The 24,628-nt window shown below is 51.2% G+C and carries 24 protein-coding genes and 1 tRNA gene; 9 read left to right on the top strand and 16 right to left on the bottom strand.

Translation table 11 applies throughout. The features are described from left to right. The 12 genes from ACXUPB_RS10325 to ACXUPB_RS10270 form a co-directional block, all read right to left on the bottom strand. Positions 1 to 696 carry a DarT1-associated NADAR antitoxin family protein gene (locus tag ACXUPB_RS10325; RefSeq protein WP_472956538.1) on the bottom strand — a complete coding sequence of 232 codons (696 nt, stop codon included), beginning with the start codon at positions 694 to 696 and terminating at the stop codon, positions 1 to 3. Between the two features lies 1 nt (position 697). Continuing rightward, positions 698 to 1,855 carry a DarT ssDNA thymidine ADP-ribosyltransferase family protein gene (locus ACXUPB_RS10320; protein ID WP_472956536.1) on the bottom strand — a complete coding sequence of 386 codons (1,158 nt, stop codon included), beginning with the start codon at positions 1,853 to 1,855 and terminating at the stop codon, positions 698 to 700. A gap of 37 nt (positions 1,856 to 1,892) precedes the next feature. Continuing rightward, positions 1,893 to 5,531: a BREX-1 system adenine-specific DNA-methyltransferase PglX gene (gene pglX, locus ACXUPB_RS10315; RefSeq protein ID WP_472956534.1), complete on the bottom strand. Its 3,639-nt coding sequence runs from the start codon at positions 5,529 to 5,531 to the stop codon at positions 1,893 to 1,895. Next, positions 5,528 to 6,985: an ATP-binding protein gene (locus ACXUPB_RS10310; RefSeq protein WP_472956532.1), complete on the bottom strand. Its 1,458-nt coding sequence runs from the start codon at positions 6,983 to 6,985 to the stop codon at positions 5,528 to 5,530. Before ACXUPB_RS10310 ends, pglX begins: the two co-directional genes overlap by 4 nt. Before the next feature lie 116 nt (positions 6,986 to 7,101). Then, a complete protein-coding gene (locus ACXUPB_RS10305) occupies positions 7,102 to 7,482 on the bottom strand; it encodes a PIN domain-containing protein (protein ID WP_472956530.1) in 381 nt (126 codons plus the stop codon). Further along, the gene (locus ACXUPB_RS10300; protein WP_008956850.1) at positions 7,482 to 7,742 is read right to left on the bottom strand and encodes a type II toxin-antitoxin system Phd/YefM family antitoxin; all 261 of its coding nucleotides are present in this window, start codon (positions 7,740 to 7,742) and stop codon (positions 7,482 to 7,484) included. Before ACXUPB_RS10300 ends, ACXUPB_RS10305 begins: the two co-directional genes overlap by 1 nt. 145 nt (positions 7,743 to 7,887) lie before the next feature. Continuing rightward, positions 7,888 to 11,580 carry a BREX system P-loop protein BrxC gene (gene brxC, locus ACXUPB_RS10295; protein ID WP_472956528.1) on the bottom strand — a complete coding sequence of 1,231 codons (3,693 nt, stop codon included), beginning with the start codon at positions 11,578 to 11,580 and terminating at the stop codon, positions 7,888 to 7,890. 188 nt (positions 11,581 to 11,768) lie between these two features. Then, positions 11,769 to 12,392 carry a DUF1788 domain-containing protein gene (locus ACXUPB_RS10290; RefSeq protein WP_472956526.1) on the bottom strand — a complete coding sequence of 208 codons (624 nt, stop codon included), beginning with the start codon at positions 12,390 to 12,392 and terminating at the stop codon, positions 11,769 to 11,771. A 128-nt stretch (positions 12,393 to 12,520) separates the two neighbouring features. Continuing rightward, a complete protein-coding gene (locus tag ACXUPB_RS10285; protein ID WP_472956524.1) occupies positions 12,521 to 13,123 on the bottom strand; it encodes a DUF1819 family protein in 603 nt (200 codons plus the stop codon). Positions 13,124 to 13,210: 87 nt separating this feature from the next. Further along, positions 13,211 to 13,501 carry a lysozyme inhibitor LprI family protein gene (locus ACXUPB_RS10280; RefSeq protein ID WP_472956522.1) on the bottom strand — a complete coding sequence of 97 codons (291 nt, stop codon included), beginning with the start codon at positions 13,499 to 13,501 and terminating at the stop codon, positions 13,211 to 13,213. Positions 13,502 to 13,662: 161 nt separating this feature from the next. Continuing rightward, the gene (locus ACXUPB_RS10275) at positions 13,663 to 14,031 is read right to left on the bottom strand and encodes a hypothetical protein (RefSeq protein WP_472956520.1); all 369 of its coding nucleotides are present in this window, start codon (positions 14,029 to 14,031) and stop codon (positions 13,663 to 13,665) included. A gap of 61 nt (positions 14,032 to 14,092) precedes the next feature. Next, positions 14,093 to 14,605, bottom strand: a complete 513-nt coding sequence (locus ACXUPB_RS10270) for a hypothetical protein (RefSeq protein WP_472956518.1) — start codon at positions 14,603 to 14,605, stop codon at positions 14,093 to 14,095. 770 nt (positions 14,606 to 15,375) lie between these two features. On the opposite strand from ACXUPB_RS10270, the gene ACXUPB_RS10265 reads away from it, so the two are divergent. The 4 genes from ACXUPB_RS10265 (at position 15,376) to ACXUPB_RS10250 (ending at position 17,016) form a co-directional block, all read left to right on the top strand. Then, positions 15,376 to 15,693: a WYL domain-containing protein gene (locus ACXUPB_RS10265; protein ID WP_472956516.1), complete on the top strand. Its 318-nt coding sequence runs from the start codon at positions 15,376 to 15,378 to the stop codon at positions 15,691 to 15,693. Between the two features lie 57 nt (positions 15,694 to 15,750). Continuing rightward, entirely contained in the window at positions 15,751 to 15,969 is a 219-nt protein-coding gene (locus tag ACXUPB_RS10260) for a WCX domain-containing protein (RefSeq protein WP_472956514.1), read from the top strand. Between the two features lie 73 nt (positions 15,970 to 16,042). Next, positions 16,043 to 16,381, top strand: a complete 339-nt coding sequence (locus ACXUPB_RS10255) for a gamma-glutamylcyclotransferase family protein (RefSeq protein WP_472956731.1) — start codon at positions 16,043 to 16,045, stop codon at positions 16,379 to 16,381. Positions 16,382 to 16,659: 278 nt separating this feature from the next. Continuing rightward, the gene (locus tag ACXUPB_RS10250) at positions 16,660 to 17,016 is read left to right on the top strand and encodes an opioid growth factor receptor-related protein (RefSeq protein WP_472956512.1); all 357 of its coding nucleotides are present in this window, start codon (positions 16,660 to 16,662) and stop codon (positions 17,014 to 17,016) included. A gap of 161 nt (positions 17,017 to 17,177) precedes the next feature. Here the strand turns inward: ACXUPB_RS10250 and ACXUPB_RS10245 are convergent. The 4 genes from ACXUPB_RS10245 to ACXUPB_RS10230 form a co-directional block, all read right to left on the bottom strand. Continuing rightward, a tRNA-Pro gene (locus ACXUPB_RS10245) sits at positions 17,178 to 17,254 on the bottom strand. A gap of 138 nt (positions 17,255 to 17,392) precedes the next feature. After that, positions 17,393 to 18,208, bottom strand: a complete 816-nt coding sequence (locus tag ACXUPB_RS10240; protein ID WP_472956510.1) for an inositol monophosphatase family protein — start codon at positions 18,206 to 18,208, stop codon at positions 17,393 to 17,395. 94 nt (positions 18,209 to 18,302) lie between these two features. Next, positions 18,303 to 18,752 carry an anti-virulence regulator CigR family protein gene (locus ACXUPB_RS10235; protein WP_472956508.1) on the bottom strand — a complete coding sequence of 150 codons (450 nt, stop codon included), beginning with the start codon at positions 18,750 to 18,752 and terminating at the stop codon, positions 18,303 to 18,305. Between the two features lie 185 nt (positions 18,753 to 18,937). Further along, complete coding sequence (locus tag ACXUPB_RS10230) at positions 18,938 to 19,378, bottom strand: pilin (RefSeq protein ID WP_472956506.1); 441 nt, start codon at positions 19,376 to 19,378, stop codon at positions 18,938 to 18,940. 314 nt (positions 19,379 to 19,692) lie between these two features. On the opposite strand from ACXUPB_RS10230, the gene pilB reads away from it, so the two are divergent. From pilB to yacG, 5 genes are all read left to right on the top strand, one after another. Next, positions 19,693 to 21,465, top strand: a complete 1,773-nt coding sequence (pilB, locus tag ACXUPB_RS10225) for a type IV-A pilus assembly ATPase PilB (protein ID WP_472956504.1) — start codon at positions 19,693 to 19,695, stop codon at positions 21,463 to 21,465. 3 nt (positions 21,466 to 21,468) lie between these two features. Beyond that, positions 21,469 to 22,698 carry a type II secretion system F family protein gene (locus ACXUPB_RS10220; protein ID WP_472956502.1) on the top strand — a complete coding sequence of 410 codons (1,230 nt, stop codon included), beginning with the start codon at positions 21,469 to 21,471 and terminating at the stop codon, positions 22,696 to 22,698. Between the two features lie 104 nt (positions 22,699 to 22,802). Continuing rightward, positions 22,803 to 23,648: a prepilin peptidase gene (locus ACXUPB_RS10215; protein WP_472956500.1), complete on the top strand. Its 846-nt coding sequence runs from the start codon at positions 22,803 to 22,805 to the stop codon at positions 23,646 to 23,648. A gap of 108 nt (positions 23,649 to 23,756) precedes the next feature. Further along, positions 23,757 to 24,359 (top strand): dephospho-CoA kinase, encoded by a 603-nt coding sequence (gene coaE / locus ACXUPB_RS10210; RefSeq protein WP_035558541.1) that lies wholly within the window; start codon positions 23,757 to 23,759, stop codon positions 24,357 to 24,359. Positions 24,360 to 24,392: 33 nt separating this feature from the next. Then, the gene (gene yacG / locus ACXUPB_RS10205; protein WP_179915176.1) at positions 24,393 to 24,626 is read left to right on the top strand and encodes a DNA gyrase inhibitor YacG; all 234 of its coding nucleotides are present in this window, start codon (positions 24,393 to 24,395) and stop codon (positions 24,624 to 24,626) included. Positions 24,627 to 24,628 lie beyond the last annotated feature (2 nt).

Here is a 24,628-nt window from a genome sequence, read left to right as displayed (position 1 = left end):
TTATAAAAGACTAGCCTGGAAGGATGTTGATCCTTTGTCATTTTCTGATTGGTATGCAATTTCAAAAAATCGATCCTGCGTAGATAGCGCATCTTCCAACGCACCGGCAGACACTAGAGAAATGTAGAGCGCCAGAGAACGTGCCTGACAATTCAGAGATTTTTTAGGATTGAACTCGATATCAGAAAACCCTGAAAAATATAGCACTTTTTTTGCCATCGCTTGATTTTGATTCAGAGAATGGACATAAAGCCAATCATAAAAAAAAGTTACCGGTTTAATAGGAAACTCTTTCCCAAAGAAATTAAATCCAGTCAGATTTCCAGACTCCTTAAGCCTTATATCTCTTTTAGCCTCTTTAGACGACTTATTAAGCAAATCAGCATAGGGGCCGCCGCGTTCGAATACCTTACTTGCCTGAAATGCTGATTCCACTGAAAATTTATATTTTTTATTTGCAGTTTCAATCATCAGGTTGAAAGCACTTAAAGACACACCTATCTCTTCTTCAGATTTACTTGACACCTCAAGAACGGGTGAAATCCCGAGTTTCCTTACAGCTTCATGAAGAGATTTTATTGATTTTTTCTTCTGGGATGTCGCCATCCCAGGAAACCATTGAAACTCAACATCAATCACTTTTACTCCAGGCACTTCGCTATTTTTCATAGGAACAAATACGGGACGGTTAGCCATACTAAATCACCCTCTTTCTTCTTGCGTACTCTCTTGAGGAGAAGAACGCAGTATCGCAGACTGCTTTCTGCAAAGGGTAGCGTCGGGAAAACCATTCCCTAGCACCAATTGAATCAAACACTACAGTACGGATTTTATCTGGAGGAATAGAAGATAGCACCAAAACTTCTGCCTGCGGATCGGTAGGGTCATATGGTTTAAGAAGATTGTTATCTCGTTGAATATCTCCCACCTCATCATCATAAACTCCGCTCAAAGCTGCGACTTGAGCTAGCCTTTTTCTGTCCTCAAAAATCATTCTTTTATCTGCTGCATTATGCTTAAAGAAAAGGCATTCACTTTCCCACAGTACAGATTTATCAATAATCAACACTACCCAGTTTCTAGCTGGAGATGTACACCTGTACTTATAAAACATTTTATAGTTTGGAAACGCTATAGATGCTGAAATACTCCCTTTTACTCCATCGAGCCTAACTTCATCGTTGTAAATAAAATCCACCCCCTTAGCCTCGAGAACCGCTCTCGGCACTAGGCCTTGGGACATCACTCCCGACAAATTTCTGAAGTCAGTAAAATGAGTAAGAAATGGAATAGAATTCTTTTCAACAAACGCTTTTATCTCATTCTCACGCATGAGTTTAGCAAGCGCCTGCTTTGTTTCTTGCCTTACAGCAAAGACTGGTACAGAAATTTCTTTTTCAGACCTATGAGGAACAAGCTTTTCACTCGCTTGTTTCGACCTATCGAGCTCTTCGAATAAACGACCTATTGACGTACGCTGCTTTTCATTACCCTTACTGACTACTTCAGTGTTTTTTCCAGCCAATAAAAAACCAGAATTGTAAAATTCCGCAATATTTTTGCTGGGTTCTATCACTCCTTCATATACAGAAGAATCTAGTTTTCGAACCTGCTCCGCTAATGGTAGAGCCAGCGCTTTGGTTATTTCACTATCCTTCACTTTATCCTGAAACGGCTTTATCAACTCCTTATTCGAAGGAGGGCGGTGTAGCAAATCAGCAGAGACTCTTGGTTTTTGTGTAGGACGATATCCCTTGCCTTTTGTATATTTCGAAGCCCCTGAAGGCCGACCGGTACCGGTATCGAAAACATAGCCAATAAAAAGCACCACTAAAACCAAGATGATCCAAAACATTAGTGCACCCTCCCCACCTATAATTAGTTATGCAGTTTTAACTATTATTTCCTGCAACCTGATTCACTTCCGCCAACAAATCCCCAAACTTTCCGTAATTCACCTTCACCCCGTCATCCAGATCCAGTGAGATACGTTGGTCGGCGTAGTGGCGCAGCTTCTCGTCGAAGGTATTGAGTTCGGCTTGCTGCTTGTAGAGTTTGCTTAGCTCTTTCTCGATTGCTTTCGCTTCGGCGGCGGAGGTGCTGGCGTCTTTGTCTTGCTCTAGTTTTTCCACGTAGCTGGCGAGCTTGGTGGTGAGCGGAATGACGTAGTCAGTGCGCATCTCGGCAAGGGTGCTTTCGTTATAGCGGTGCAGGTAAACCAAGCACTCGAAGGCTTTCTGCTTGCCGGAGGAGAACAGCCAGTAGATGGGGCGTTTTTTGTAGGTGCGCAGGTGGTCTTTGAAGAACTGGGTGCTGAGGTAGCGGCGGATGGTCTCCAGCACGGCTTCGCCCTTCTTGGGTTTAATAGCGTGCAAGCAAAGACTTTCAGCGACGAAATCGAGGTTTTCCTGAAGCTTCTCTTCGCCCCAAACAATACTCACAAAATCGCGGAAGCGGTTGGTGGCGTCGTCGGGGAACCACTCCTGGTCGGTGAGCGGGATGATGGCGTTTTTATCCGGGACGAAGCTTGGCTTGGGGATCTGGACGAAGTAATCGCGGACGGTTTCGCCCTGGCTGGCGAGGATCAGGCCGGGCTTGTCCAGAGAGTAGCGGCCCATCATGCAGCCGATGGCGTAACTCATCAGCTCCTTGAGGGTGTCGCAACGCTGCAGGGTTTCTAGCTCTTCCTCGGAGCGATTACCGCCATAGCGGTAGCGTGGGTTACAAGTGAGTGTGATTTCGTCCAGGGGAACTTCAGGAGTTAGCTCATGTTGCAGGCCGTAAGCTTTGATAAAAAAGCGGTTATTGTCTTCCTCTATACTTTGCATCTTTTGGACGGATTCATGCCAATTATCAAGTACTTTTCTATAAATTTCGAGCAAGCTATTCGATGACTTTCTTTTGAAAATTAATGGACATTCTTGAAAATCCCAAGATCTTTCATATGAGTCCCAGTCATGTTTTGTTAAATTAATTGCACTGCTTGATATTTCATGCACTTCCTCTGTTAATATTTTTTCATCAAAAGGAATTAAAGAAAAGTACCCACTATTAAAGTGAACTCCCGGTGCAATAGCCCTTGTTAAGAAATTCACGACTTTCGAATTGCAGTAACTTAAAACATCAAGCAGAAGTTCTTCTTCCAAGGGGAAGGCTGAATGCGCATTAGTGGCAAATATAAAATTTTCTGGATAATAACGAAACGACAAAGCTCCGATCGTATAGTCTTGCCATGAAACACTTGGTTTAAAATATAACCTTTCATTCCTAATTACAGAAGCAGGTTTTTTTTCTTTAATAGCACTTCCATTATTTTCCCAATTGATAACATATTCGATATTCCCATACCATTTTTTGAATACTCCACCCTTATTGTACGGATACCATTTTTTAAGCTCTCTGGTGGGCTCTATTATATTTACTTCATGCCAGCAACGAACAAATTTAGTATCGTCCGATGTCGAAAGACCTTGACAAGCTTTTGCAACCTCAGATATGGGCGGTGTATTTTTGTAGATTTTTCTTAACAGCCCACTCACGTGATATGTCAGTGGTGAACCAGGTATGCCGTTAATATCCCTAATAGAAATCAGATATTTATCAGGTGCATAGAAGGATCTTTCAATTTCTTCAATTGATTTAACTTCTGAAGATTTTTCATACAGCCGCATAAAAGTGGACTTATAGTCATCAGATTTAGCTTTCCTAATAACAAATGCGCATGAGCCAAAATCTGCTCCAAAAACACCTCGACCGTTATCGATCAAATTGTATATATGTGATTCAAATAATAATTCTTTCCTGAAATTTTCGAACGTTGAGTTTGTCAGCCACCCGGGGATATTAATGTTTGCAACACAACTGCCTAACTTTGCTAACTTTAGTCCAGTAATAGCAAAGCATGCATACATATCAGGCAAAAACGACTCATAAGAAAATCTTACAAATTGTGAAAAATCTTTACAGTAATATTTACTTCCCATGTAAGGCGGATTCGCAATCACCGAGTCATATCGCTGCGCCAGAACCCAGGCTTGCTGCACGATAGGCACCAGCCTCTGAGCGGCGGCTCTCTGCATCGTATCGCCTCTATTGTTTAGCTCGGTCAGCTCATCAAGCAGTGTCTTGAGTGGCGTTTCCAGTTCGTTGGGCACTTCAATCAGCGAGCCGAAGGTTTTGGCATCTTGAAAGCGCTCGATCAAGTCGGCAATGATTTTGTAAGTGGCATCGTTGCTGGAAAGGTCTTGCTGTTGGCTATCAAACAGGCCTTGGGATTGGCCCTGGTGCCAGTCGCCGGTGAGGTTCAGGTCGCGCCATAGGGTATTGGCATCCAGGTGCTGACTGCTTTGCATGGCCAGCACGTTCAGGCGCACGTTGCGGGTTAAAATCCGGCGGTCATCTTCACGGGCTTTCATCAATAGCGCAAAGCCCGCCAGCTGGGCGGCGCGGTCGTCGATATCCAGGCCGAACAGGTTGTTCTCCAGAATCAGCTTGGGGATGTCGCGGGTACGGTAGCCGCGCTCTTCGTAGATAGCCTTCAACACGTTATAGGCTTCCACCAGAATATGGCCGGAGCCGCAGGCAGGGTCTAGTACTTTGATTGTTTCAGGATCGAGGTTGGCCGGGGTGATGGCATCCAGTTGGGCCTGCACTTCGGGTTCCTGCTTAGCGGGCTCGATGTAGTACGGCATCTGGCCTTTGAGTGGCGAGCCTGGGTAGGTTTGCAGCCACTGGCGGCCTACCGAGTTCTGCACCAGGTATTGAACGATCCAGTTGGGGGTGAACAACTGGGTGGCGGCGGGGATGTCTTCGCTTTTCACCACCTTGCCAATCACCTGGTCTTTTTTCTCGCTGATGTAGAACTGGTAGAGCCAGCCAATCACTTCTACATCTTGCCAGTCTTCCTGGGGAATCGCTTCCACCAGCTCGCGGATCAGCGAATCGGTTTTGGTCAGGTTGTTGGGCAGCAGCAGCTCGCTAGCATCGTCCAGCGGCTCGAACAGAAACGGCATGGCCTCATGCAGGGCGTGGCACTGGGCCAGCAGCAGCTCGCGGTAGAGGGTTTCATCCTGGGTGCCGTCGAGCTTGAGTTCGCGCACGCGGGCGATATCCAACCCTGGCAGGTCTACTTCTAAACACTCATCAAGAATCTGGAACTGCCCGGCTTCGCCCCCTGCCCCGCTCAGCACGCGGCGGCCATGGTCTAGGTAGCCGTGAATCTCCATATAGCGAATGGCGCACAGGCGGTTGAACCAGCTGTAGGCGGCCTGCTCTATCGCTTGGGTAAAGCCATCGCGCTGTACCCACGCGGCCAGCGCTTCCCGTGCGCGTTTTAGGTGGGCGGGCACGGTGTGGGTTTGGCCATCCTGGGCGGTCATCACCAACACATCGCCCTTTTGCTCCAGGGGGGCAATCACAGCGCCGCCGTTGCCATCTGGGCTAATGCCCACACGGGCCGCCTGGCGCGTCATGGTATCGATAAAGCGAGCGCGGGCTTTGGGGGCGTATTTTTTGATGTTGGCGGTGTTCATGGTGAATCCTTGAGGGTGTCTTGCAAAAAGCGCAGGCCTTTAGGGGTTAAGCGGTATTGCTGAAGGCGACTGTTGGGCTTCTCGGGCAGCGTCATTTCGATTAATTCAGCCTGAAGCGCAGGCGTTAGGTAGTGTTGGCGAAAATGAGCACGATGCTTGAGCTGCAAGTGTTGACGTAGCTCGCCTGATGATAGCGGGCCATCGCTTAATATTTGCAGCAGCGGGAGCAGTGGTTCTATATTCTCAGACTGGGTCACTGACTGGGTCACTGACTGGGTCACTGATGTTGGATTTTCTATAGAAACCGGCGCTGCCAGCCGGATACTCAACCGCACGCGGTTGGCAATTTCTTCAATATGCGGCTCTGGCAGCCCCTGTGCGGCGGCCTCGGCAAAAATACGCTTTACGCCGCTGCCCCACTGCTCAATCAGCCCTAGCTCACGAAATACGCGGGCAATCACTGGGTTGCGGATCATGGAAACGCCGCGTTTCATGTCTTCAATGGTCATGCCGGGCATCAGTAGCCCTGGGCTTTCAATCTCAATACGGTCATCAAAAAACGCAATGCGTATAGGGCTACCGCGTTGGGAGTAGTCGCTGTGTACCAAGGCGTTAATAATTGCTTCACGCAAGATGGTCAGCGGTATGCTCCACACATCGCGGCGGCGCATAGCCCCAAACTCTGCCTGCTTGAAGGCATGTTTTTTAAGAAACAGTTCGATGTCATCTACCGCTTGGGGTAGCGGTGCGTGGATATCTGCCTGATCAAAAATCTCGACCTTATCGGTACCGCGAAAACGCCCGCACTGAATCCAGGCATCTTCAAAGTGCCATTGGCGCTCGCGGCCAAACAGCAAAATTCCGCCAACACTGGGTACTAGGCGACCTTGATACGAGACAAGTAGCCGTAATGTTCGTAACTTGTTGTCATCAAGCAGTTGTTCGCTGCTGAAGGTATGCTGTATGGCGTTTTGGTCAAGGTCGTCACGGCTCAGCTCGGGCATGGGCTGAACATCAAACGTAGTGCCGCTCGCTTGGCGCTGCATCTCCTGAATGAGCGCCAACCCCGCCTGCCGATTACTGGACCCGAGCCGCACCAGCACACCTTTTTCTTCGCCTAGCGCCTTGAAAAAGTGTGGGCGAGCGCTACTCAAAAACACCTCAATACACACCAGGGTATGCTTACCCACGCTAACCAGTTCAATATTAGGCAGTAGCCGGGGGTGAATGGCATCCGCGATCATGCTGGTAAGGCGCTCTTCCATATCCAGCGGGTCATCCACACCTGGCACGGTGCCGTCGTCATCAACGCCAATGATAAGTTGGCCACCTGCGGTGTTGGCAAAAGCGACCAAGGTTTTCATCAGTGGCTTGGGCGATGACAGGTCACGCTTGAACTCAAGCTGCTTGCCTTCTGGCTCACTGAGCCGCTGTTCAATGGTTGTGGCAGTCATGAGTGGCCTGTTGATTTTTTATATTGCTTTCCGTCTCACTGTCCCGCGTCCTGGGACACGCGACGGTAGCTTATTGTGGGCATTACTGCGCCAAGTGATGATTGACTCAGGGCGAACTATTCAGGGCGAAAAACGTCGATTTCCAGGCCATCGATATGGCGGTAATGGCGGTCATTGGCGGTGAGCAAAGGAACCCCTGCCTCCATCGCGGTGGCGGCAATCAGGGCATCGGCCATTTGCATGTTATGGCTGAGCGCATAGCTTTCGACCAGAAACATGGCACGCGAGGATATCCCCTCTTCCAGATGGCGGATGCTTGCTTGCCAGTAGATCAGTGCCTGGCGTAGCTGCCTTAGCTCCTGCTTGTTGCGCATGCCCTGCACCAGTTCCATATAGGTGACGGCAGAGAGCCAAAAACCCGGCGCGTCATCCAGGCGCTGGGCGGCGGCGGGGTTGCCGCGCAGATTCCAGATCAGTACATCCGTGTCCACCAGCATCAGTCGGTGCCCTCGAAGGAGCGCGGCGCGCGCAAACGGCGGACTTGTGTGTCGATCTCCTGGGCGCTTGCCTCGCCCTGATCCGCCCAGAGGCCGAACGCCGGGTTGGGGGCCGAGCGCTTTTCAGGCGTGGCAGACGCCACCCCCACCAGGCGGGCACAGGGCTTGCCGTGAAAGGTGATCTCTACGGTCTCGCCACGCTGGGTAGCGGCAATCAAAGCTTTGGTTTGCAAGCGCAGCTGCTTGACGTTGGCATGCATAATGACTCACCTCTGCGGTATCGCTCAGACCCGACGCGGCTGAACGGGTTATTTTTAAAGTGTAACCTGCTCGTCGACACCCTGCCAACCGGGATGCTTAGGCTTGGCGTTAGTCGTTGCCACTGTCAACAAACATAATCGAACACTACCGCACCTGTACCCGCTTGCCCGCTGAAAGCGACCCTTCCAGCTCTTTTCTCAGCTCTTCCATAAACGCATCCACTTCCGCTTGGCTTTCCAGGTACACACCGCTATGCACGCGGCTGAGTACGTCGCTGACGCGTACCCTTGCCACGGGTTTGGGGGCATTGACTGCTGCTGGGGCTGTTGCGGTGTGGGGATCGTAAGTTTTATCTCTTGCCGCCGTGTGCCCTGCGGGCGGTTGGCTGCCTGGGGTGGCCGTCGGCGCGGTGGAGTCGCCTCCAGCAGGCGTAGGCGCGGGCGGCTGCCGCTTGGCTACCTCAGCCTGGGCGTTGTGAAGCGCATCCAGGCTCTCTTCTTCTTGCTCAACGGCCGTTTCTGTTTGCAGTTGGTAGATCTGGGCGATGCTGACCGACTGATTGACCGACGCTTTGAGCTGCTGCAGCGGGTGCAACAAGCGGTTGCTGAGTTCGGCGTTGCCAATACCACTTTTGGCAATTTCAGCGCTCACCTTGGCGATGCGCGTGTCGATACGTGCAATGGCGTGTTCGCGTTTTTCGGTGACCAAGCGGGTATTAATGTCATCCAACGTTCGCACCAGGCCATCTACTTTGTTCAACATGGCGTAGGGGGCATCGGCGCTATAAATGCACTCACACTCGGCCAGTGCCTGCTGGGCCTCGGGGTGTTTTTCTAGCTCCAGGTGGTTAACCCCAAACCTTACGCGCGCCTGTTCCAGCTGCTGCCAGGTGGTGAGCTGCTTGGTGAAGAAGTCGCTTAGGTCGCGGTAGTCTTCTTCTAAATCGAGCAGCGTGTCTTGCTGGCTGGCCACTGCCTTAAAGAAGTCGAAACTGTCGTCTAAGCGCAATAGCCGCTCTACTTCCAGCAGCGAGCTTTCAATGGCTTTTCGCCCTGGGAAATTGCCCACGTCGGTTTTGCTTTTGTACGCTTCTAGCTCGCGGCGCCAGCGGGATAAGCGATCCACATAGTAGCTGAATAGCTCTTTTTCGCTTGCGGGGCCTAGCTGGCCAAACAGGTCTTTGGTGAGGTTGCGGGCTTTGTTCAGCACTGCATCTTCGGTTTGGCGCTTTTTCTGAATGCGCACTTCACTGCGCCGGCGGGCGTTATTAAGCAGCTCGAAGGCTTCTTTACCGCTGAGCGCGGGGCCTGCGGTGTGGAAGGTCAAACGGCCAGCGGTATGTAGGCGGCCTAGAATCAGCAGCGTTTCGCCTTCCGGCCAGCCGAAAGGTCGGTTACTAAAACGTTCGATAAGCGGGTTAAGCGGCACCGGCTCGCCGCTGTGCAGCGAGATATACTGCTCCACCTCTTTTACTGCCTGGGCGTTGCCCTCCTCCCCGTCTAAGTTAAGATTTTGCGTACCGATATCATCGGCTGTTAACACGGCTTGCAGTTCACGCATAGGCTCTGGGTTAAGCACCGTCAGCTGGCCCAGCTTGCTGTAGGTGTTTTCCAGCAGGTAGCGGCAAGCTTCATCCAGGCGGGTGCTTAACTGGCTGCGGTTGAGTTCCAGCTTTTGGCCAAGCGCATAGGCGTCTGCATCTAATAGCATTTCTTCCAGACGAACACGTAGGCGTTTTTTACGCTCTTGGTTTTCCCGGCCACGGTCGGCCAGAATGCGCTCGACGCTGTGGTCGTTGGCCGATAGGTTCAAGCGGATGAACTTGTCGGTTTTTAACAGCGTACGCAGTTCGTCGGTAAAGCGCTTATCGTCGGGTAGCTTAATCAGCACCTGCCCGCCATTGTCGCCGCTTTTGTGAATACAGCCCGCGTCGCTAAGCTGCACGTACTCCACGTCTAAGGGTGACACCACCTCTACCCTTAGCTGACTCTGGTAGCGACCATCTAGTGTGTGACCATCCAGGTAGCGGCCAATGCTGTAGTCGGTTTTGTTCAACGGGTAGCGGTATTTGGCGCGATCACGCAACAGGTCTTTAAAAATTAGGCTGGAGAGCTCTTTGTTCTCATCGCTACTGGTGACTTCGGTGGCTTTGATCTTGCGGGTAATGTCGCGCTCTTCATTGGTGAGGAACTGATATTCATCGCCATTACGCGTAATCAGGCTCTCTTTTTCTAGTCGCGCTAAGGTCGCGTCTAATTGCTCACGAATAGCAATTCGGTCGTCGTCAATTTGAGTCAGCGATAGCGTAACGAGGTTGTCGACCGTGCCTTTGACAAGATCCACATAGCGGATCATAAACAGCGTGCGCAGCGTTTCGACATCAAACGCCTCTAACACGGGGTTTTCGCTGGCCTGGTCGATGGTGCGTTTTACGGCCGTATCAAGGAAGCCTTCTATCGCCGTATAAAAGCAGTGCATCGGCACCAGCGCGCCAATCGATTTTTCTTGCACGGCTTTGGCGGCCATGTGGAAAGCATCGAGCATTGAGCGCTCACCATAGGCAAGATGCGCGCCGGTGGCCCCTACCTTGCGGATCTCTTCGAAGACTTTTTGCACCAGCTGGAAGTGGTACGGCACGAAGGGATAATTGGCGATAAAGCTATCCACGCCTTCAATATTTTTCAGCGTGGGGCCTGAGCGGTCAAAGGTCAGCTGGTTACGCAGGATAGAGCCTTTGGCTTCAAACACACCTTCCAGCTCAGCGCGTGCCGGGTCGGTTTTCACCAGCAGGCGCTTGCGGATGACTTCGTCAGAGTTGGAGCTTGAGAGCGATAAGCGGGTTTTGAAGCGTCCGGCGATCTTAGAGAAATCGTTGGCTTTTGAGGCGGTCATTTCGCCTAGCACTGCGTCCATATCCGCCTGAGACGTCACCACAATCCAAGCGCGACCACCGCAAATCGTGCCCAGGTTTTCGGTGAGCGTTTGCAGGGTGAGCATAAGGCGGGTGTCGCTGCCAATAAACTGGCCGACTTCGTCCACCATAAACACCATGCGCCGGGTGGATGATTGGGATTCCAAAAACTCTTTCACCCAGTGGCAGAAGTTTTCCACTGAAACACTAAAATTGGCTTCTGACTCTTCAAACCATTTATGGGCAGCTTCCGGGGAAAGCTCTAACGCAACGCTAATCGCTTGCTCGATGTCATCTTGGTAGAACTGATAGCCGTCCCGCTCCTCTTCCCACGCCATGCCGCTGGCGTCATTAAACGCCTGCTTGAAGGGCTCATACACGCCCCGCTTTTCTAAGTGGCGCTCCATGTGGGCAATGTGCGGGTAATCCGAGCTAAAGCCTTGGTACTCGTTAAATACGCGCAGAAAGACGTTGAGGATGGGGTTGCCATCGTCGTTAGAGCTGGCCTTACTGTCGATGTTGAATAGCACCACATGGGCGGGTTCGCGTACTGCGTTAGTGATATCAGCCCGTATGGAGCTGTCCACCAGCTTCTGCTCGTCAAAGAAATCCGCCGCCCGCTTGGCATGGCCGTTGGCATCAAAAGCTTCGGTATTTTCCAGCAGATAAGAGAGCGTTTTCAAAAAGTGGGATTTACCCGACCCAAAGAAACCGCTAACCCAGACGCCCACGCGGTTGGCGATGGAGGGGTCGTCTAGCGGGGTGGTGTAGGATTCAAAAAAGGCGCGAAAGTGCTTTTCTAACTCATTGGTGACCACGTACTCATCTAGCTCTTGGTAGATAGTTTCCTGGTCACGCTGATCAGCCTTTACAACGCCATTGATTGACCGGTTGAGCGGCTTGAGGAAAAGCTCTTGAATGCGCATATCAGTCCTATAAATGTTTAAATCCTATAAACTTTTTAAAAACAGTCTGTTACATAAACCGCGATGACCTGCGGCTTGGTAACACCACGAGTGGTAACAGTCATTAACGTGTGAACGTAACACGCTGCACGGTTTGCTATCTTGTGCTCATTTCTAAGTGCTCATTTCCACGCGCTCATTTATAAGTGCTAGGGCACGAGCGCAAAAGCGCGATAGTAGTTATTGCTCTTAATCTGATTAAACAGGGTAAGCGTTTGCCCGTCATAGTGGCCTGGGTAAAACAGTACCAAAGGCTTATGCCCTAACGGGCCATGCAGCGCGTTCAGCAAACTATGCGCTCGTACCATTGGCCATAGACTACCGACACCGGTTAGTAGCACGATATCAGGGTCATGCGACAAAGAGTGTCGGATGAGGTAAGGGGCAAACTTATCCATGTGCAGTGGCCCACGCAGTGCCTTAAGCAGTGCTGCATCGCCTTTGTTTTTCTGCATGGCAATGGCTTTATCAAGAAAGCCGCGCTCAGTCAGATAGTCTTTGAGCACGTGAAGCAAGTTAACCTGGGCCACCTTGAAATGGCCGTATTGGCGCGCCATTAACGAGGGAAGGAAGTTCAGATAGGCACGTACCTGAAGCTCGTGCTCAGGAGCGTAATCAAAAATCCAGAAGCCGATTTCGTTACCTAACCCTTGGCCTGCTAAAAAATCCGGTCGAGTGATTTTCTCGGCGACTTGGTTTAATCGTGCCCGAAGCTGGTCATCCTCATGGAACATAACGCTGGTAGGTGGTAGGTGCTGCTCATTATGTGACATGCGGAGCGTCTCTATGTCGGGCATGTTTTGGGCATATTGCGGGCAAGATTACGTTGCTTACAGTCATAGCCGCAAGGTCTACTTAGTTTTCATTAGTTCAATAATGAGTTTTTCCAACAGATAAATGCTTAGCGCAATTTTTGAAGACAATTTTGTAAACGGGTATGGCGGTGGGTTTCAAGCAGCATCTTCAGCTCTGGGCGGGGCAAGAAAGACTGAAGCCGACGTGATCGGCTGGAATCCAATATGCCGACCTCTGTCAGCATCCGAAACACTACCTGACCCATTTTGCGCCTTGAACTTTCTGCCCAGGTAGCAATCGCTGCATCGCGGTTAGCACGTTCGGCAAGAAACTCATCCCACTGATAGGACTGAAGCTTTTCAGACCGCGTTAAAAACGCATCGGCCACCACGCTTTCAAGAAACTCCACCATCAGCAGGTTGCGTGCCATGGCAGCACAAAACGATACCTGTGACGCTAGCTGATCGTCTCCATCGTGCAGGGCTTTCCAAAAAGAGGGTTCCAGTTTCTCTAAGCGTTTACGGATGGCCTGCGCTGCACGCTTGGCTGTCGCTGGGCGATTCTTCTGTAGCCGGTTTTCAACGATGATGGCTTGATGCCAGTGTGCGTCGTCTACCTCGCCCAGCAATAGCGCTGCAACTGCACGGCTTTCACGCACCATCAATCCACCACCAATGAGGTCTGAGTTGTAGCTAAACGAAAGCGTCACAAAAGGTTTACCCTATTAACGTGCAGAGCATTACTGTAAACCAATTTGCAACAGCCTACGACCTAGTGCCTACTCAAGTCCTTAGCTTTACCAACCCACCATATTTTCCAACTCAGCAGCGCGTTCGGCGGTTTCACGTAGGAAGCATTCATTGCTGGCTACTTGTGCGAGTGTTCCTCCGATGGTGGTGTAGAAATCGCAGTTAACATCACGATAGTTGATCCAGTGGCGCTGGGCGTTTAGCAGCACCTGTTGGCGTTCTTCGGAAAGATCGCGGCGGGCATCGCTATAGGCCCCGTTCAAAAGCGCATCTTGAGTAGCAATCTCATCAGCAATGCAGTTCAGTATTTCAACAGTCACTCCACCAGAGACATCCATACATTTACCAAAGCGGCCGGCGTACGCATACTCAGTGCTGCTTTGTGCTGTTGCTGCCACTGGCAATATTAAGCATGACACTAGGGCTATAGTTGGCTGCCATGTTTTAAATCCTATGTATAGAGCAAATACCCCGACTAGCGCACCAGACGGGGCTTATTTTAGTCCTGGTAGCGCACAGCTTTGAGCTGTGCCTTTCCCTGCCCCCAGGTAAACAGCGTGATTCCTTCTTCCTCGGAGGATTCGACGACAATGGCGTCAGCACCACAGGCGCAGGCCTCCGCCCGCGCATTGTTGATCGCGGCTGAGGCTGTTTTATCATGCCCGAGCGTGGTGCCGGTTTGAGAAGAAATCATACAGGCAACTTCGTAGGGCCGCTCAATATCGCGCTCACTGACGTACTGTTTCAATTCGCAATTAGCAGGTTTAGCAGTCCCCATTGAGACAGGCTGAACGCCAACTGAGCCACACCCAGTTAAGAGCGCCGCGGTAAGAGCAACGGCAGCAAATGCGAATATGCGATGAGTCATGGTATTTGGTTCCTGAAATCACAGTACAAAAACACCGCCCGGAGGCGGTGCTGTTAATGGCTTAGATTTGGCCGAGATATTCCATCTGATCAAGCAAATGGCTAGGCACATCTTCAACCAAAACAAGCGTAATCTCGGAATTACCGTCATCGCTGGTAGCAACACTTTCACCAAGTGTTGCATTGAGGATATCAGGTGAAAGGTTATACATAGCGCCAGACAGAGGATCAACAATCAGCCAACCGATCAAACCGCCAAAGATCAGGTTGCCACCAATGAACCAGCCGTTTGGGCTAGAATTAATCATCATAGTGCGGCTTTCGTAGCCATCTTTGGAGATTTCCACATTGTAAGTCTTACCACCGAAGTAACTGCCGTCAGATTTACGCAATTGCACAGTCGTCGGCGTGGTAGCCGAGTGAACCTGCATAGAGCGCTCATCGGTGATCAACACATTGGCATTGCTCGGGCTGCTGTTAATCGTGATGCCTTGCTCTTTGTCACCAACGATGGAGGCACAGCCTGTCACCAGTGATAAGGCGGCAAGAGCAGCAGTCAACTTGAGCATTTTCATTTTAATGATCCCTAATGTTCCATTTTTGGATGAGTGGCTTGAGCCACTTTTCTATTGCGCGACTGGTTTAGTCACGTCTCTCTGGCATGATGCCAAATGCTTTTTTCGCGAATATCTCTCTCGCTAACCTGTATTCCTCCCTCTATTTTTAGAGGAGCAGGCCTTTTTATTCGATGGCAAGGATGTAACATCCCTCGTTGCATTGGCGTTCACGCGGCAGTCAATCTATTTTTACCGTCGCGGATAAAAGCACAGGCGTCTGGCTCTTAGAGGGCCGACAAGCAAGAATCTTTGTTTTACTAAGTAGCAACAAAAGGTATGGCAAGAAAGTAACCGAAGGCTGCGACATCCTGTGCCGCAATGCGAGACTAATAATAAGCTATCAAATACTAATAATAATGAGGATATCATTACATTGAACTAGCTACCAGAGCAGAAGACTAATATTTTTGCTATTGAAGGTTATAAATGCTCAAAAGCCACCTGAGATTTTTAACCGTGCGAGCCAGTTAGTGAATGGTTGCGATCATGCATCAGGTTCATGGCGAAAGCCGAGCCAAGGTACAGTTTACTTCTCGTACACCACTCAGGAGAGATCAGTTCCCCATTCAAGCTTGGCTATCGAAACAGCAATAGATATTCTTCGCTTTTATGCGGCCTAAGTTGTCGCACCCATACCGTAGCTTATGACACCTCACCCTTGAGGAAAGGCATGCTATGGATACGTTGGCAGTTATCGCTGCACTTTACGGATGCGCGGCGGCTGCTTGATGAGGATGAGTTCTAACGGCTTGAGCCAATGGGCACGTAAAGTTCGCGCCATCCCCAATGGCAAAGCGCTTATTCCTGCGGCGCTTAATGAAATGACGTGGCAAATCATTTCTCAAGCCCTGCTGGAGCAGAAACCGGTAGATGTCGTGTATTTATACCGTGCGTCCAAAACAGAAAAGTGCTTCACCCTTCATCCCCAAGGGCTCGTAAGCCGACACAGCGTGACGTATTTGTCGGCGACAGTGAACGACTATGACGATATTCGTCAGTTCGTCATGCACCGCATCGAAACAGCCAATATCAGTGATTCGACCTGATGACCTTTGCATGGCTTTGACTTAGACAATTGCATAGCGGGTGGAGCGTTTGAATATTTGCAAGGCAAAGCCCCCGTCATACTCGTCGCCCAAGTAGCGCCACAAGTCGCGTGGTTGCTCAGCGAGACTCCACTATCGGAAACTCAGCGGCTGACCTCACTACCCGATAGCAACTGGCAACAGCTAAAAGCCGAGGTGCCCGATGATCAACAAACGCTGTGGTGGCTGATGGCCATGGGCGCCAATGTCAACGTACTGGCGCACGCGACCTCTTAACAACTTGCCAACGATAGCCAACCTACCGAAAGGAGATAACGGTGCTCTTTTTTGCTTATGGCTCTAATATGTCATCCCAGCGCTTAGCCGCGCGGATTCCAGCGCGCTTTGTCACCACCGCCCTTCTACCGGCGTATCGCTTGGCTTTCATCAGCAAGGCGGGGACAGCTCTGGCCAGTGCGATATTGTACCGGCATCCGATCAGTCGGCGGTCTACGGCGTTATCTGGGAAGTCGCTTCGCACCATAAACTGACACTGGATCGTTATGAAGGGCTCAACGCTGCCTACGGTGAAACCTGGCTGACGGTAATTGACCTGGCGGGTGAAGGACAATTTGAAGCACAGGCATATGTTGGCAAAATTACTTCCATGGGTATGCGCCCCTATACGCGGTACAAGGCCATGTGTTAGCTGGCGCAAGAGGACACGGATTACCCGCAGCCTATGTCCGCGCGCTAGAACGAATTGAAGCTCGAATTGACCCAGACACCGAACTCCATACACACGAAATGGTGTTACATGGGCACTACGAACCGTTAGTGCGGGGAGCATAATGGGAAATGATGAGCGTTTAATCGTGGAGAAGGCCACGATCATAAGGGGCGTCGACTCGAAAACATCTGGAGACTCCGCTATTCCTGCCTGGAACACACCACGACTATATTCAGTGGCTGTTTCCTACTCCGGAAATGGGCCGTTTTAACGCCTTTGCGCCTTTACTGACGTCCGAAGTGCAAGCGACTTTTGAGAGAGAATCATCCTTACGCCTACACCAGCAACGGTCCCTTGATGTAATGTTGGACTTTTTTAGGCTGGAACGCGAAAACCATGTCATCACAGCACAGCCCAACCTCTCGATCCAAGCGCATGCTTGGTTGAAAGCGGGTGGCCATAATCATCTACGCATTACTCGTATGATCCTTTCGTTAGCGTTGTGCCATGCGCCAGAGCTTGCTCAGGCTTTTCAGAAAGCCGTAATAGATATTGGTACTCAGCAGGGCATAGTGTCAGAAACATCGGTGCAGTTTTGGCGAGATGCGATTTAAGCAGCGTCAACTGAACGATATCGTTGGAGGCATCAAGACGAGCTCCGTCTAGGGCATCTCTGATTAACGCGGTGAGCGCAGCGTGCCAAAGGCCTCCTGAAACGCTGACAAACAAAAACGGCCACTGTCGCAATTAGCTAAGTGACCGTTTTCTATGTTCTTGGTCGGAGCGACAGGATTCGAACCTGCGACCTTTGCAACCCCATTGCAACGCGCTACCAAGCTGCGCCACGCTCCGCTGTCTTTATTGGCTGCTACATATTTGCCTCAAGACGGTGCGTATACTAGCGGTTTCTTGCATAAATGAAAAGCCCTTATAGCGCTTTCTTTTCAAGTATTTGTCATTCACCACCTTAACGCGATCCAGCCTTTCTCGTTAGTGTTGGTCAGCGTCGAGCAGCAGATAGGCCATGGCGTCATAGACACCCGGCGCAGCGACCAGCAAGTGTTCTGGGTAGAGGTCTTCGGGCACCGATTTGGGCGGTTCATATAAGTGGCCTACCCGCGCCCCGGCTTCGCGTGCAATGACCCAGCCCGCGACAAAATCCCAGGGCGAGACGCTTTCGTAATACGCATCTAAGCGGCCACAGGCCACATCGCACAGATCGAGGGCCGCCGCGCCATTACGGCGGATATCCTGGCATTCAACAAGTACCGCCTCTAACCGCTTTAAAAGGTGCTTGCGCCCTTCTTTGCAGTAGGGGAATCCCGTTCCTACCAGGGTGTGAGCCAGTGAATCAGCACGGCTAGGCTGGATGGCCTGGCCGTTGCAAAAAGCCCCACCGCCTTCTGCCGCGCTAAAGGTTTCGCCTAAAAACGGTGCGTGTACAACACCGACCTTAGCAATGCCCTCTTCCATCCAGCCGATGGACACCGCCACATGGCGCAACCCCTGCGCAAAGTTGACCGTGCCATCAATGGGGTCCACGACCCAAAGCTGCGGCGCCTGCACATGCACAGCGCTCTCGGGGGCGAGCTCTTCACTCAGCCGGGCTTCACCAGGAAAATGCTCTTCCAGCCGCTGGCTAATGAGCTGGTCAACGGCCACATCCACATCGGTCACCAGCTCATTGTCTTTTTTCAACCGCTGCGAAAAACCTTGTTGCTCACGCGCCTGGATGATCATCTGCCCGGCTTCTTCGGCGATGGCAATAGCTAGCTCAAGACGTGCCGCTAATGTGTCGTCGCTCATTGAATCTCCCTTTAGAAGGCGATGCTGCTAAGAGCCTCTACCATAAGCCGCCGAGAGGTAATTTTCGAGTCATGCCGACTTCCCATCATGCTTGTTAGCGCAAAACATCGACCAGAACATCCACCACAACGCGGGTGGCTGCTTCGATCAAGACAACATCCGCCCCGACCCGCTCCCATTCATAGCCTGGGTATTGCGGTAACTGAGCGGCTAGCCGTCCATCAAAGCGCTTGGCGATACCCGGCGGCAGCGGCTTACCGCGCTCTAAATTGCGCTGAACACCCGGCGGCAATGATTCAGCTCGCGGCGCATCGTGCTGGCGCAATAACTGGCGCAGTTCACCCTCATTAATGCGGGGTAAATCAACCCGCTCATTTTGAGCACTTTCGGTATGGTGAGCGTCGTGCTGCTGAGTCTGGTGTTGACTACTGTTGCCCTTATCCCGCGCACCGTGAGCCGGGGCATGGTCGGGTTGGGCAAAGGCAGCGCTATTGAGTAGCAGTGCGCCACAGGCAGTTAGGATAATCAGTTTGGTAGGGGTCACTGTAAGCTCCTCGCTCAAGGTTAGAGCTGACAGTCTAAAGAATAAATGCGCAGGGATTGAGGAAGGATAAGGGAGTTGTCATTCATGAGGGTTAAGCAAGTAGTCATAGGCTAAAAAAAGCGGCCAGCCAAAAGCCAGCCGCCATATTGCTCTATACTAAAAGGTTAATGACATTAACCAAACTTTTATTCTGTAGTCGTAGCCGTCCCACAACCGCGAAGCTCTGTGATAGAGCTATCTAGATCATTAGGCACACATTCCCATTCGCCGTCCGCGTCTCTAGTCCAGGTAATCGTACCATCGTCATTTACTCCGCCGACGAAGTCAAACACTAATGTACCGGCAGAACCAGTCCAGTTCACTGTCCCTACATCTGTCGTTACTTCTTCTAATGAAGCATCAGCTGCTGCTGTTCCTTCGGCATAAATCTGTTGATCGATTTCAGTTTTAAACGCCGTCACCGTTGCTAGGCCAGAAGTCGCTTCAGAGCGCGCTATATAGTTTTGGTACTGAGGGATGGCGACAGCTGCCAATACGCCAATAATGGCTACGGCAATCAATAGCTCAATCAGCGTAAAACCGCCTTGTTTGGTGTTACGGGTAATCGGTTGAAAAGTGCTTTGCATATCGTTTGTTCCCTGTATAGCCGGTATAGAAAGAATGCTTTTTTGGGTGAAACACCATCGGGATGACGGCTTTTGAATTCTGGCGTTACAAATACCACACTAACTTACATTTGACGAGTTTTCAATGAATTAAGGACTACTTTGATCACCCTATTCTCAACCCACCCTTATTCCACTTTCATTCCACTCTCCTCCCAATATTAACCAGCGCCCTGCCACTTTAGGATTACCCTCTCATTACGTTATCACTACTGTCCTCAGCGACTAACTGTGGTAAAAGTGAGCCGCATTGTGGGAACCCAGGCGAGCGTCCGATGAGCCAAGCGACTACCGAATCAACATTAAGTTATGAGTCAACCCTAAGCCACGCCGCCGCACGCGGCGGGCAGCGCGGTATTGCTCAGCGTTTAATCAAGCACGGCTTGCTAACCGAAGCGCAGGCGGCGGCGGCCGCTAGCGCCGCCGTGGAAAACGATATTTCACTGTTAGAACACGTGGTTGAAAGCGGGCTTGTGCCCCCCACCGCCGCGGCGATTGCCGCAGGGTACGAGTACGGGCTAGCGGTTATCAATTTAGAAGCTGTTCGTATTAGCTCGCTGCCCCCTGTTGCTGACTACCCAGTGAGGATTCTGCAAAGCTTAAATGTGGTGCCTTTGGCCCGTCATGGGCACCGTTTAACCGTGGCCGTGCCTTACCCCGCCACGCTTACCCAGCTTGATGAGTTACAGTTTGCCACTGGGCTTAGCATTGAAGGGATATTAGCCCCGATGGACCAGCTAGCCACCACGCTGAGTAGCTATTTAGCATTAACGCAAAGCGAACGTGGCATGCTGGACGAGTTTAATGACCTCGACGATGAGCTATCGACGCTGAGTGTTACCGAAGACAGCGAAGTGCCTTTGGAAGAGGCCCCCCAAAACAGTGATGATGGCCCCATCGTCAAGTTTGTTAATAAAATTTTATTAGATGCGATTCGTCGTGGTGCCTCCGACATTCATTTCGAGCCTTACGAAACGCAGTATCGTATCCGTTTTCGTATTGACGGCATCTTAATTGAGGTCGCACGCCCTCCTTTAGGCATGCGTAACCGTGTTGCCGCCCGCTTGAAAATTATGGCGCGGCTGGATATTTCTGAGCGGCGCCTGCCCCAAGACGGAGCGATAAAACTTAAATTATCGCGCACGCGCTCGCTCGATTTTCGGGTCAACTCACTGCCCACGGTGTATGGCGAAAAATTGGTATTGCGTATACTCGACCCCTCCGCGGCCCAGCTCGGCATCGAGCAATTAGGCTTTACTGATGATCAACGTCACTTTTATGAACGTGCCCTCAATCAGCCCCAGGGAATGATACTGGTGTCGGGCCCCACTGGCAGTGGCAAAACCGTGTCGCTGTATACCGGCATTAATATTCTCAATAAAGTGGAGCGCAATATTTGCACGGCGGAAGATCCGGTTGAGATTAAAGTAGCCGGTATTAATCAGGTCAACGTGTTACCTAAAATTGGGCTTGATTTTGCCAGTGCGCTACGGGCATTTCTGCGCCAAGACCCGGATGTGGTCATGGTGGGTGAAATTCGGGATTTAGAAACCGCTGACATTGCCGTTAAAGCCTCCCAGACAGGCCACTTGGTGCTTTCTACCGTGCACACTAACTCAGCCGCCGAAACGCTCACGCGGCTGGCGAACATGGGGGTAACGTCGTTTAACATCGCCAGCGCTGTTAGCCTGATTATTGCCCAACGCTTAACGCGTAAACTCTGCCCACGCTGCAAGGAGCCGGTTGTTATCCCCCACGAGGCACTGCGCAAAGAGGGCTTTAGCGATGAAGAAATTCAACAGGCCACTATTTTCAAGCCGGTAGGTTGTAAGCACTGCACCCATGGCTATAAAGGTCGCGTGGGTATTTATGAGGTCGTTCCCATTACGGAAGCCATGCGCCAATTAATTATGAGCAACGCCAACGCGATGGATATCGATCAGCAGGCGCGCCGCGAAGGCTACCCCAGTTTGCACCAGAGCGGTTTATTAAAAGTCATGCGGGGGATTACCAGCCTTGAAGAAATTAACCGCGTCAGTAAGGAGTAAACAATGGCAAACGCTCGGCGTAAGCGTCGCCCATCTCTTCAACTTTATCGTTGGAAATGGGCGGGCAAAGGCCCTCAAGACAGAGCACTGAGCGGCGAAACCCTTGGCCGTAATAAAGCGGAGGTAACGGCTGAACTGGCGGGGCAAAGCATCAATGTTAAGCGCATTCGCAAAATAAACAGCCTCAGCGGCGCAGGCCGTATTAAGCCTACCGACGTGATGGTGTTTGCGCGCCAAATGGCGACCATGATTCGCGCCGGTATTCCTTTGTTACAGGCTTTCCAAGTCGTCGGCGAAAGTTTGAAAAAGCCCGCCATGGCGATGTTGGTAGAGCAGATGAGGAGCGATGTTTCATCGGGTTCAAGCTTTTCTGATGCGTTACGCCGTCACCCAAAACATTTTGATCAATTGTTTGTTAACCTCATCGATGCTGGCGAACAAGCCGGTGCGCTGGATCAGATGCTGGACCGTGTCGCGACTTATAAAGAGAAAGTGGAATCACTAAAAGCGCGCGTTAAGAAAGCCCTTTGGTACCCTAGCGCCGTGATGATCGTCGGCATATCGGTCACCCTGCTGCTGCTGATTAAAGTCGTCCCCCAGTTTGAAAGCATGTTTAATAATTTTGATGCGGAGCTTCCTGCCCTGACTCAAATGACCGTTAACTTATCCGAACTTGCTCAGCGCTATTGGCTTGTGGCCCTGGGTAGCCTGGTGGCCACGGTGCTGGCCATCAAAATAAGCGTTCAACGCTCACCCAAAATGGCTTATGGCATGGACGTTTTGGTGCTTCGCTTACCGGTGATCGGCGACATTATGCATAAATCCGCCCTTGCCCGTTTTGCGCGCACCTTAGCAACGACCTTTGCTTCCGGCGTACCGTTGATGGAAGGTTTAGAGACCGCTTCTGGGGCCGTGGGCAATAAAGTTTATGAACGCGCCGTCATACAAACCCGTAAAGATGTCGCGACCGGGCAGCAGCTACACTTTGCCATGCGCATGACCAACCGCTTTCCTCCCCTGGCAATTCAAATGGTCAGCATCGGCGAAGAGTCGGGGTCGTTGGATGCCATGTTGAACCGCGTCGCTGATTATTACGAAGAAGAAGTCGACAATAAAGTCGACGCCCTTACCTCCCTAATGGAGCCGATTATTATCGTCGTATTGGGCGTACTGGTGGGCGGCGTCGTTGTGTCTATATACTTGCCAATCTTCAGCTTAGGCTCGGCTCTCTAACTTAGGCGCGGCCTTTTATAGTGCCTTACCCCGGCAACTCATCCATTCAAACTCATCCATTCAAACTCATCCATTCAAACTAACCCACTCGTATAAGGACATTCATGCATTACCCTCCCCTGATTATATGGCTCATGGCTTTATTGGTTGGGCTGTGCTTAGGCAGTTTTCTTAATGTGGTTATTACGCGCCTACCGGTCATGCTGATGCGCCATTGGCGCCGTGAAGCGCGTTCAGCGCTTGAGCTGGATGAGGAGCCCTCGCCACGCTTCAATTTGGCCACACCAGGCTCAATGTGCCCCCGCTGCGAAACCCCGATTGCCTGGCACGACAACCTGCCGCTGATTGGCTGGATTAAACGCCGCGGGCGGTGTGCAGGGTGTCAAACGAGCATCAGCATACAATATCCGCTAGTGGAAATGGCCGGTGGCCTACTGGCCTTGGCGGTAGTGGCACTCCATGGCCTCACTGCAGAGTCATTATTTATTTACGGCGCCTGCCTGATGCTGTTAGCACTCGCCGTAATTGATCTTCGCACCCAGTTATTGCCAGATGTCATTACGCTCCCGCTACTGTGGGCAGGCTTACTTTTTCAGCTACTCTTCCAGCCGTTTATGCTCTCCGATGCCGTTATTGGCGTAATGGTGGGCTATCTTTCTCTATGGAGTTTTTATTGGCTGTTCAAACTCGTCACCGGTAAAGAGGGCATGGGCTTTGGCGACTTTAAGCTGCTGGCCGCGCTGGGCGCCTGGCTAGGCTGGAGCTTTTTACCACTTATCTTGATACTTTCCGCAGGGCTTGGCGCGGTGGTTGGTTTAACTGCGCAGGCCTGCGCGCCTCGCTTACGTGGCAAACCATTACCCTTTGGGCCTTTTCTTGCCCTCGCTGGTTGGGTAGCGTTATTAGTTGGCGATGAGCTAATGGCGCTGTATCTCAGCCTGCTTATTTAACGTTTAACGATTGTTATTTTTTTATTAAAGCTGGGTTATTAAATTTGGGCTATTAAAACTGAGCTAGTGAATTTGGGTTATTGAAAACTGAGCTAAGTGAGGCAGCAGATGATTATCGGATTAACCGGTGGCATTGGGTCGGGCAAATCGACGGTTGCGCGCGCCTTTGAAACGCTCGGCGCTGCCTCGGTCGATGCTGACGATGTCGCCAGAGAAATCGTTCTACCTGGCGAACCGGCACTATTAGCCATTAAAAACCGCTTCGGTGACCAGGTCATCCATCAGGATGGCACGCTTAATCGCGCGGCCCTACGCGCTATTATTTTTAAAGACCCAGAGCAGCGGCGGTGGTTAGAATCAGTCACACACCCCAAAATAAGAGAACGTCTATTGCAGCACTTAGCGCAGCTTAAAACACAAGGCGCGCCTTATGTGCTGCTGGTATCACCGCTGCTATTTGAGTCGGGCCAAAATGCGCTGGTCAACCGAGCGGTCGTGGTCGATGTACCACAAGCGCTACAATTATCGAGAACCCAGCAACGTGATGGGGTGAGCGAAAGCCAAGTGCATGCTATTCTCGCCGCCCAGCTTTCCCGCGAACAGCGGCTAGCACAGGCAGATGACGTGATAGATAACAGCGGTGACCACCGCAGCATGATGGAGCAAGTGGTGCGGCTGGATCAACGCTACCGTCAACTGCTTAACGACTGAGATATCGCCCCCGTTAACGCAATTGGAGTTTTTATGGTTCGCCCTGCAAACGATTCCCCCCTTGAAGTTAGTTGCCCTCAGTGCGCTAAGCCCGTGCCTTGGCTGCCTGAGAGCACCTATCGCCCTTTCTGCAGCAAACGCTGCCAACTGTTAGATTTAGGTGCCTGGGCCGATGAGTCGCACCGCATATCGGGCGAATCGGCGATGGATGAAGCTGATATAGAGACACTGTTGGCGCAAGCCGACAAGGATGCGCCGCTCTCCTAACG

Source organism: Vreelandella sp. DA03-1M, assembly GCF_055725665.1.
The sequence above is the reverse complement of the archived record's forward strand: the minus strand, read 5'-3'. Positions and strand labels throughout refer to the sequence as shown.

Bases quoted from the DNA above. Each gene is read 5' to 3' on its own strand.
- ACXUPB_RS10325 (WP_472956538.1), bottom strand. From the start codon at position 696: ATGGCTAACCGTCCCGTATTTGTTCCTATGAAAAATAGCGAAGTGCCT.
- ACXUPB_RS10320 (WP_472956536.1), bottom strand. From the start codon at position 1,855: ATGTTTTGGATCATCTTGGTTTTAGTGGTGCTTTTTATTGGCTATGTT.
- pglX (WP_472956534.1), bottom strand. From the start codon at position 5,531: ATGAACACCGCCAACATCAAAAAATACGCCCCCAAAGCCCGCGCTCGC.
- ACXUPB_RS10310 (WP_472956532.1), bottom strand. From the start codon at position 6,985: ATGACTGCCACAACCATTGAACAGCGGCTCAGTGAGCCAGAAGGCAAG.
- ACXUPB_RS10305 (WP_472956530.1), bottom strand. From the start codon at position 7,482: ATGCTGGTGGACACGGATGTACTGATCTGGAATCTGCGCGGCAACCCC.
- ACXUPB_RS10300 (WP_008956850.1), bottom strand. From the start codon at position 7,742: ATGCATGCCAACGTCAAGCAGCTGCGCTTGCAAACCAAAGCTTTGATT.
- brxC (WP_472956528.1), bottom strand. From the start codon at position 11,580: ATGCGCATTCAAGAGCTTTTCCTCAAGCCGCTCAACCGGTCAATCAAT.
- ACXUPB_RS10290 (WP_472956526.1), bottom strand. From the start codon at position 12,392: ATGTCACATAATGAGCAGCACCTACCACCTACCAGCGTTATGTTCCAT.
- ACXUPB_RS10280 (WP_472956522.1), bottom strand. From the start codon at position 13,501: ATGGATGTCTCTGGTGGAGTGACTGTTGAAATACTGAACTGCATTGCT.
- ACXUPB_RS10275 (WP_472956520.1), bottom strand. From the start codon at position 14,031: ATGACTCATCGCATATTCGCATTTGCTGCCGTTGCTCTTACCGCGGCG.
- ACXUPB_RS10270 (WP_472956518.1), bottom strand. From the start codon at position 14,605: ATGAAAATGCTCAAGTTGACTGCTGCTCTTGCCGCCTTATCACTGGTG.
- ACXUPB_RS10265 (WP_472956516.1), top strand. From the start codon at position 15,376: ATGAGGATGAGTTCTAACGGCTTGAGCCAATGGGCACGTAAAGTTCGC.
- ACXUPB_RS10250 (WP_472956512.1), top strand. From the start codon at position 16,660: ATGGGCCGTTTTAACGCCTTTGCGCCTTTACTGACGTCCGAAGTGCAA.
- ACXUPB_RS10240 (WP_472956510.1), bottom strand. From the start codon at position 18,208: ATGAGCGACGACACATTAGCGGCACGTCTTGAGCTAGCTATTGCCATC.
- ACXUPB_RS10230 (WP_472956506.1), bottom strand. From the start codon at position 19,378: ATGCAAAGCACTTTTCAACCGATTACCCGTAACACCAAACAAGGCGGT.
- pilB (WP_472956504.1), top strand. From the start codon at position 19,693: ATGAGCCAAGCGACTACCGAATCAACATTAAGTTATGAGTCAACCCTA.
- ACXUPB_RS10220 (WP_472956502.1), top strand. From the start codon at position 21,469: ATGGCAAACGCTCGGCGTAAGCGTCGCCCATCTCTTCAACTTTATCGT.
- ACXUPB_RS10215 (WP_472956500.1), top strand. From the start codon at position 22,803: ATGCATTACCCTCCCCTGATTATATGGCTCATGGCTTTATTGGTTGGG.
- coaE (WP_035558541.1), top strand. From the start codon at position 23,757: ATGATTATCGGATTAACCGGTGGCATTGGGTCGGGCAAATCGACGGTT.
- yacG (WP_179915176.1), top strand. From the start codon at position 24,393: ATGGTTCGCCCTGCAAACGATTCCCCCCTTGAAGTTAGTTGCCCTCAG.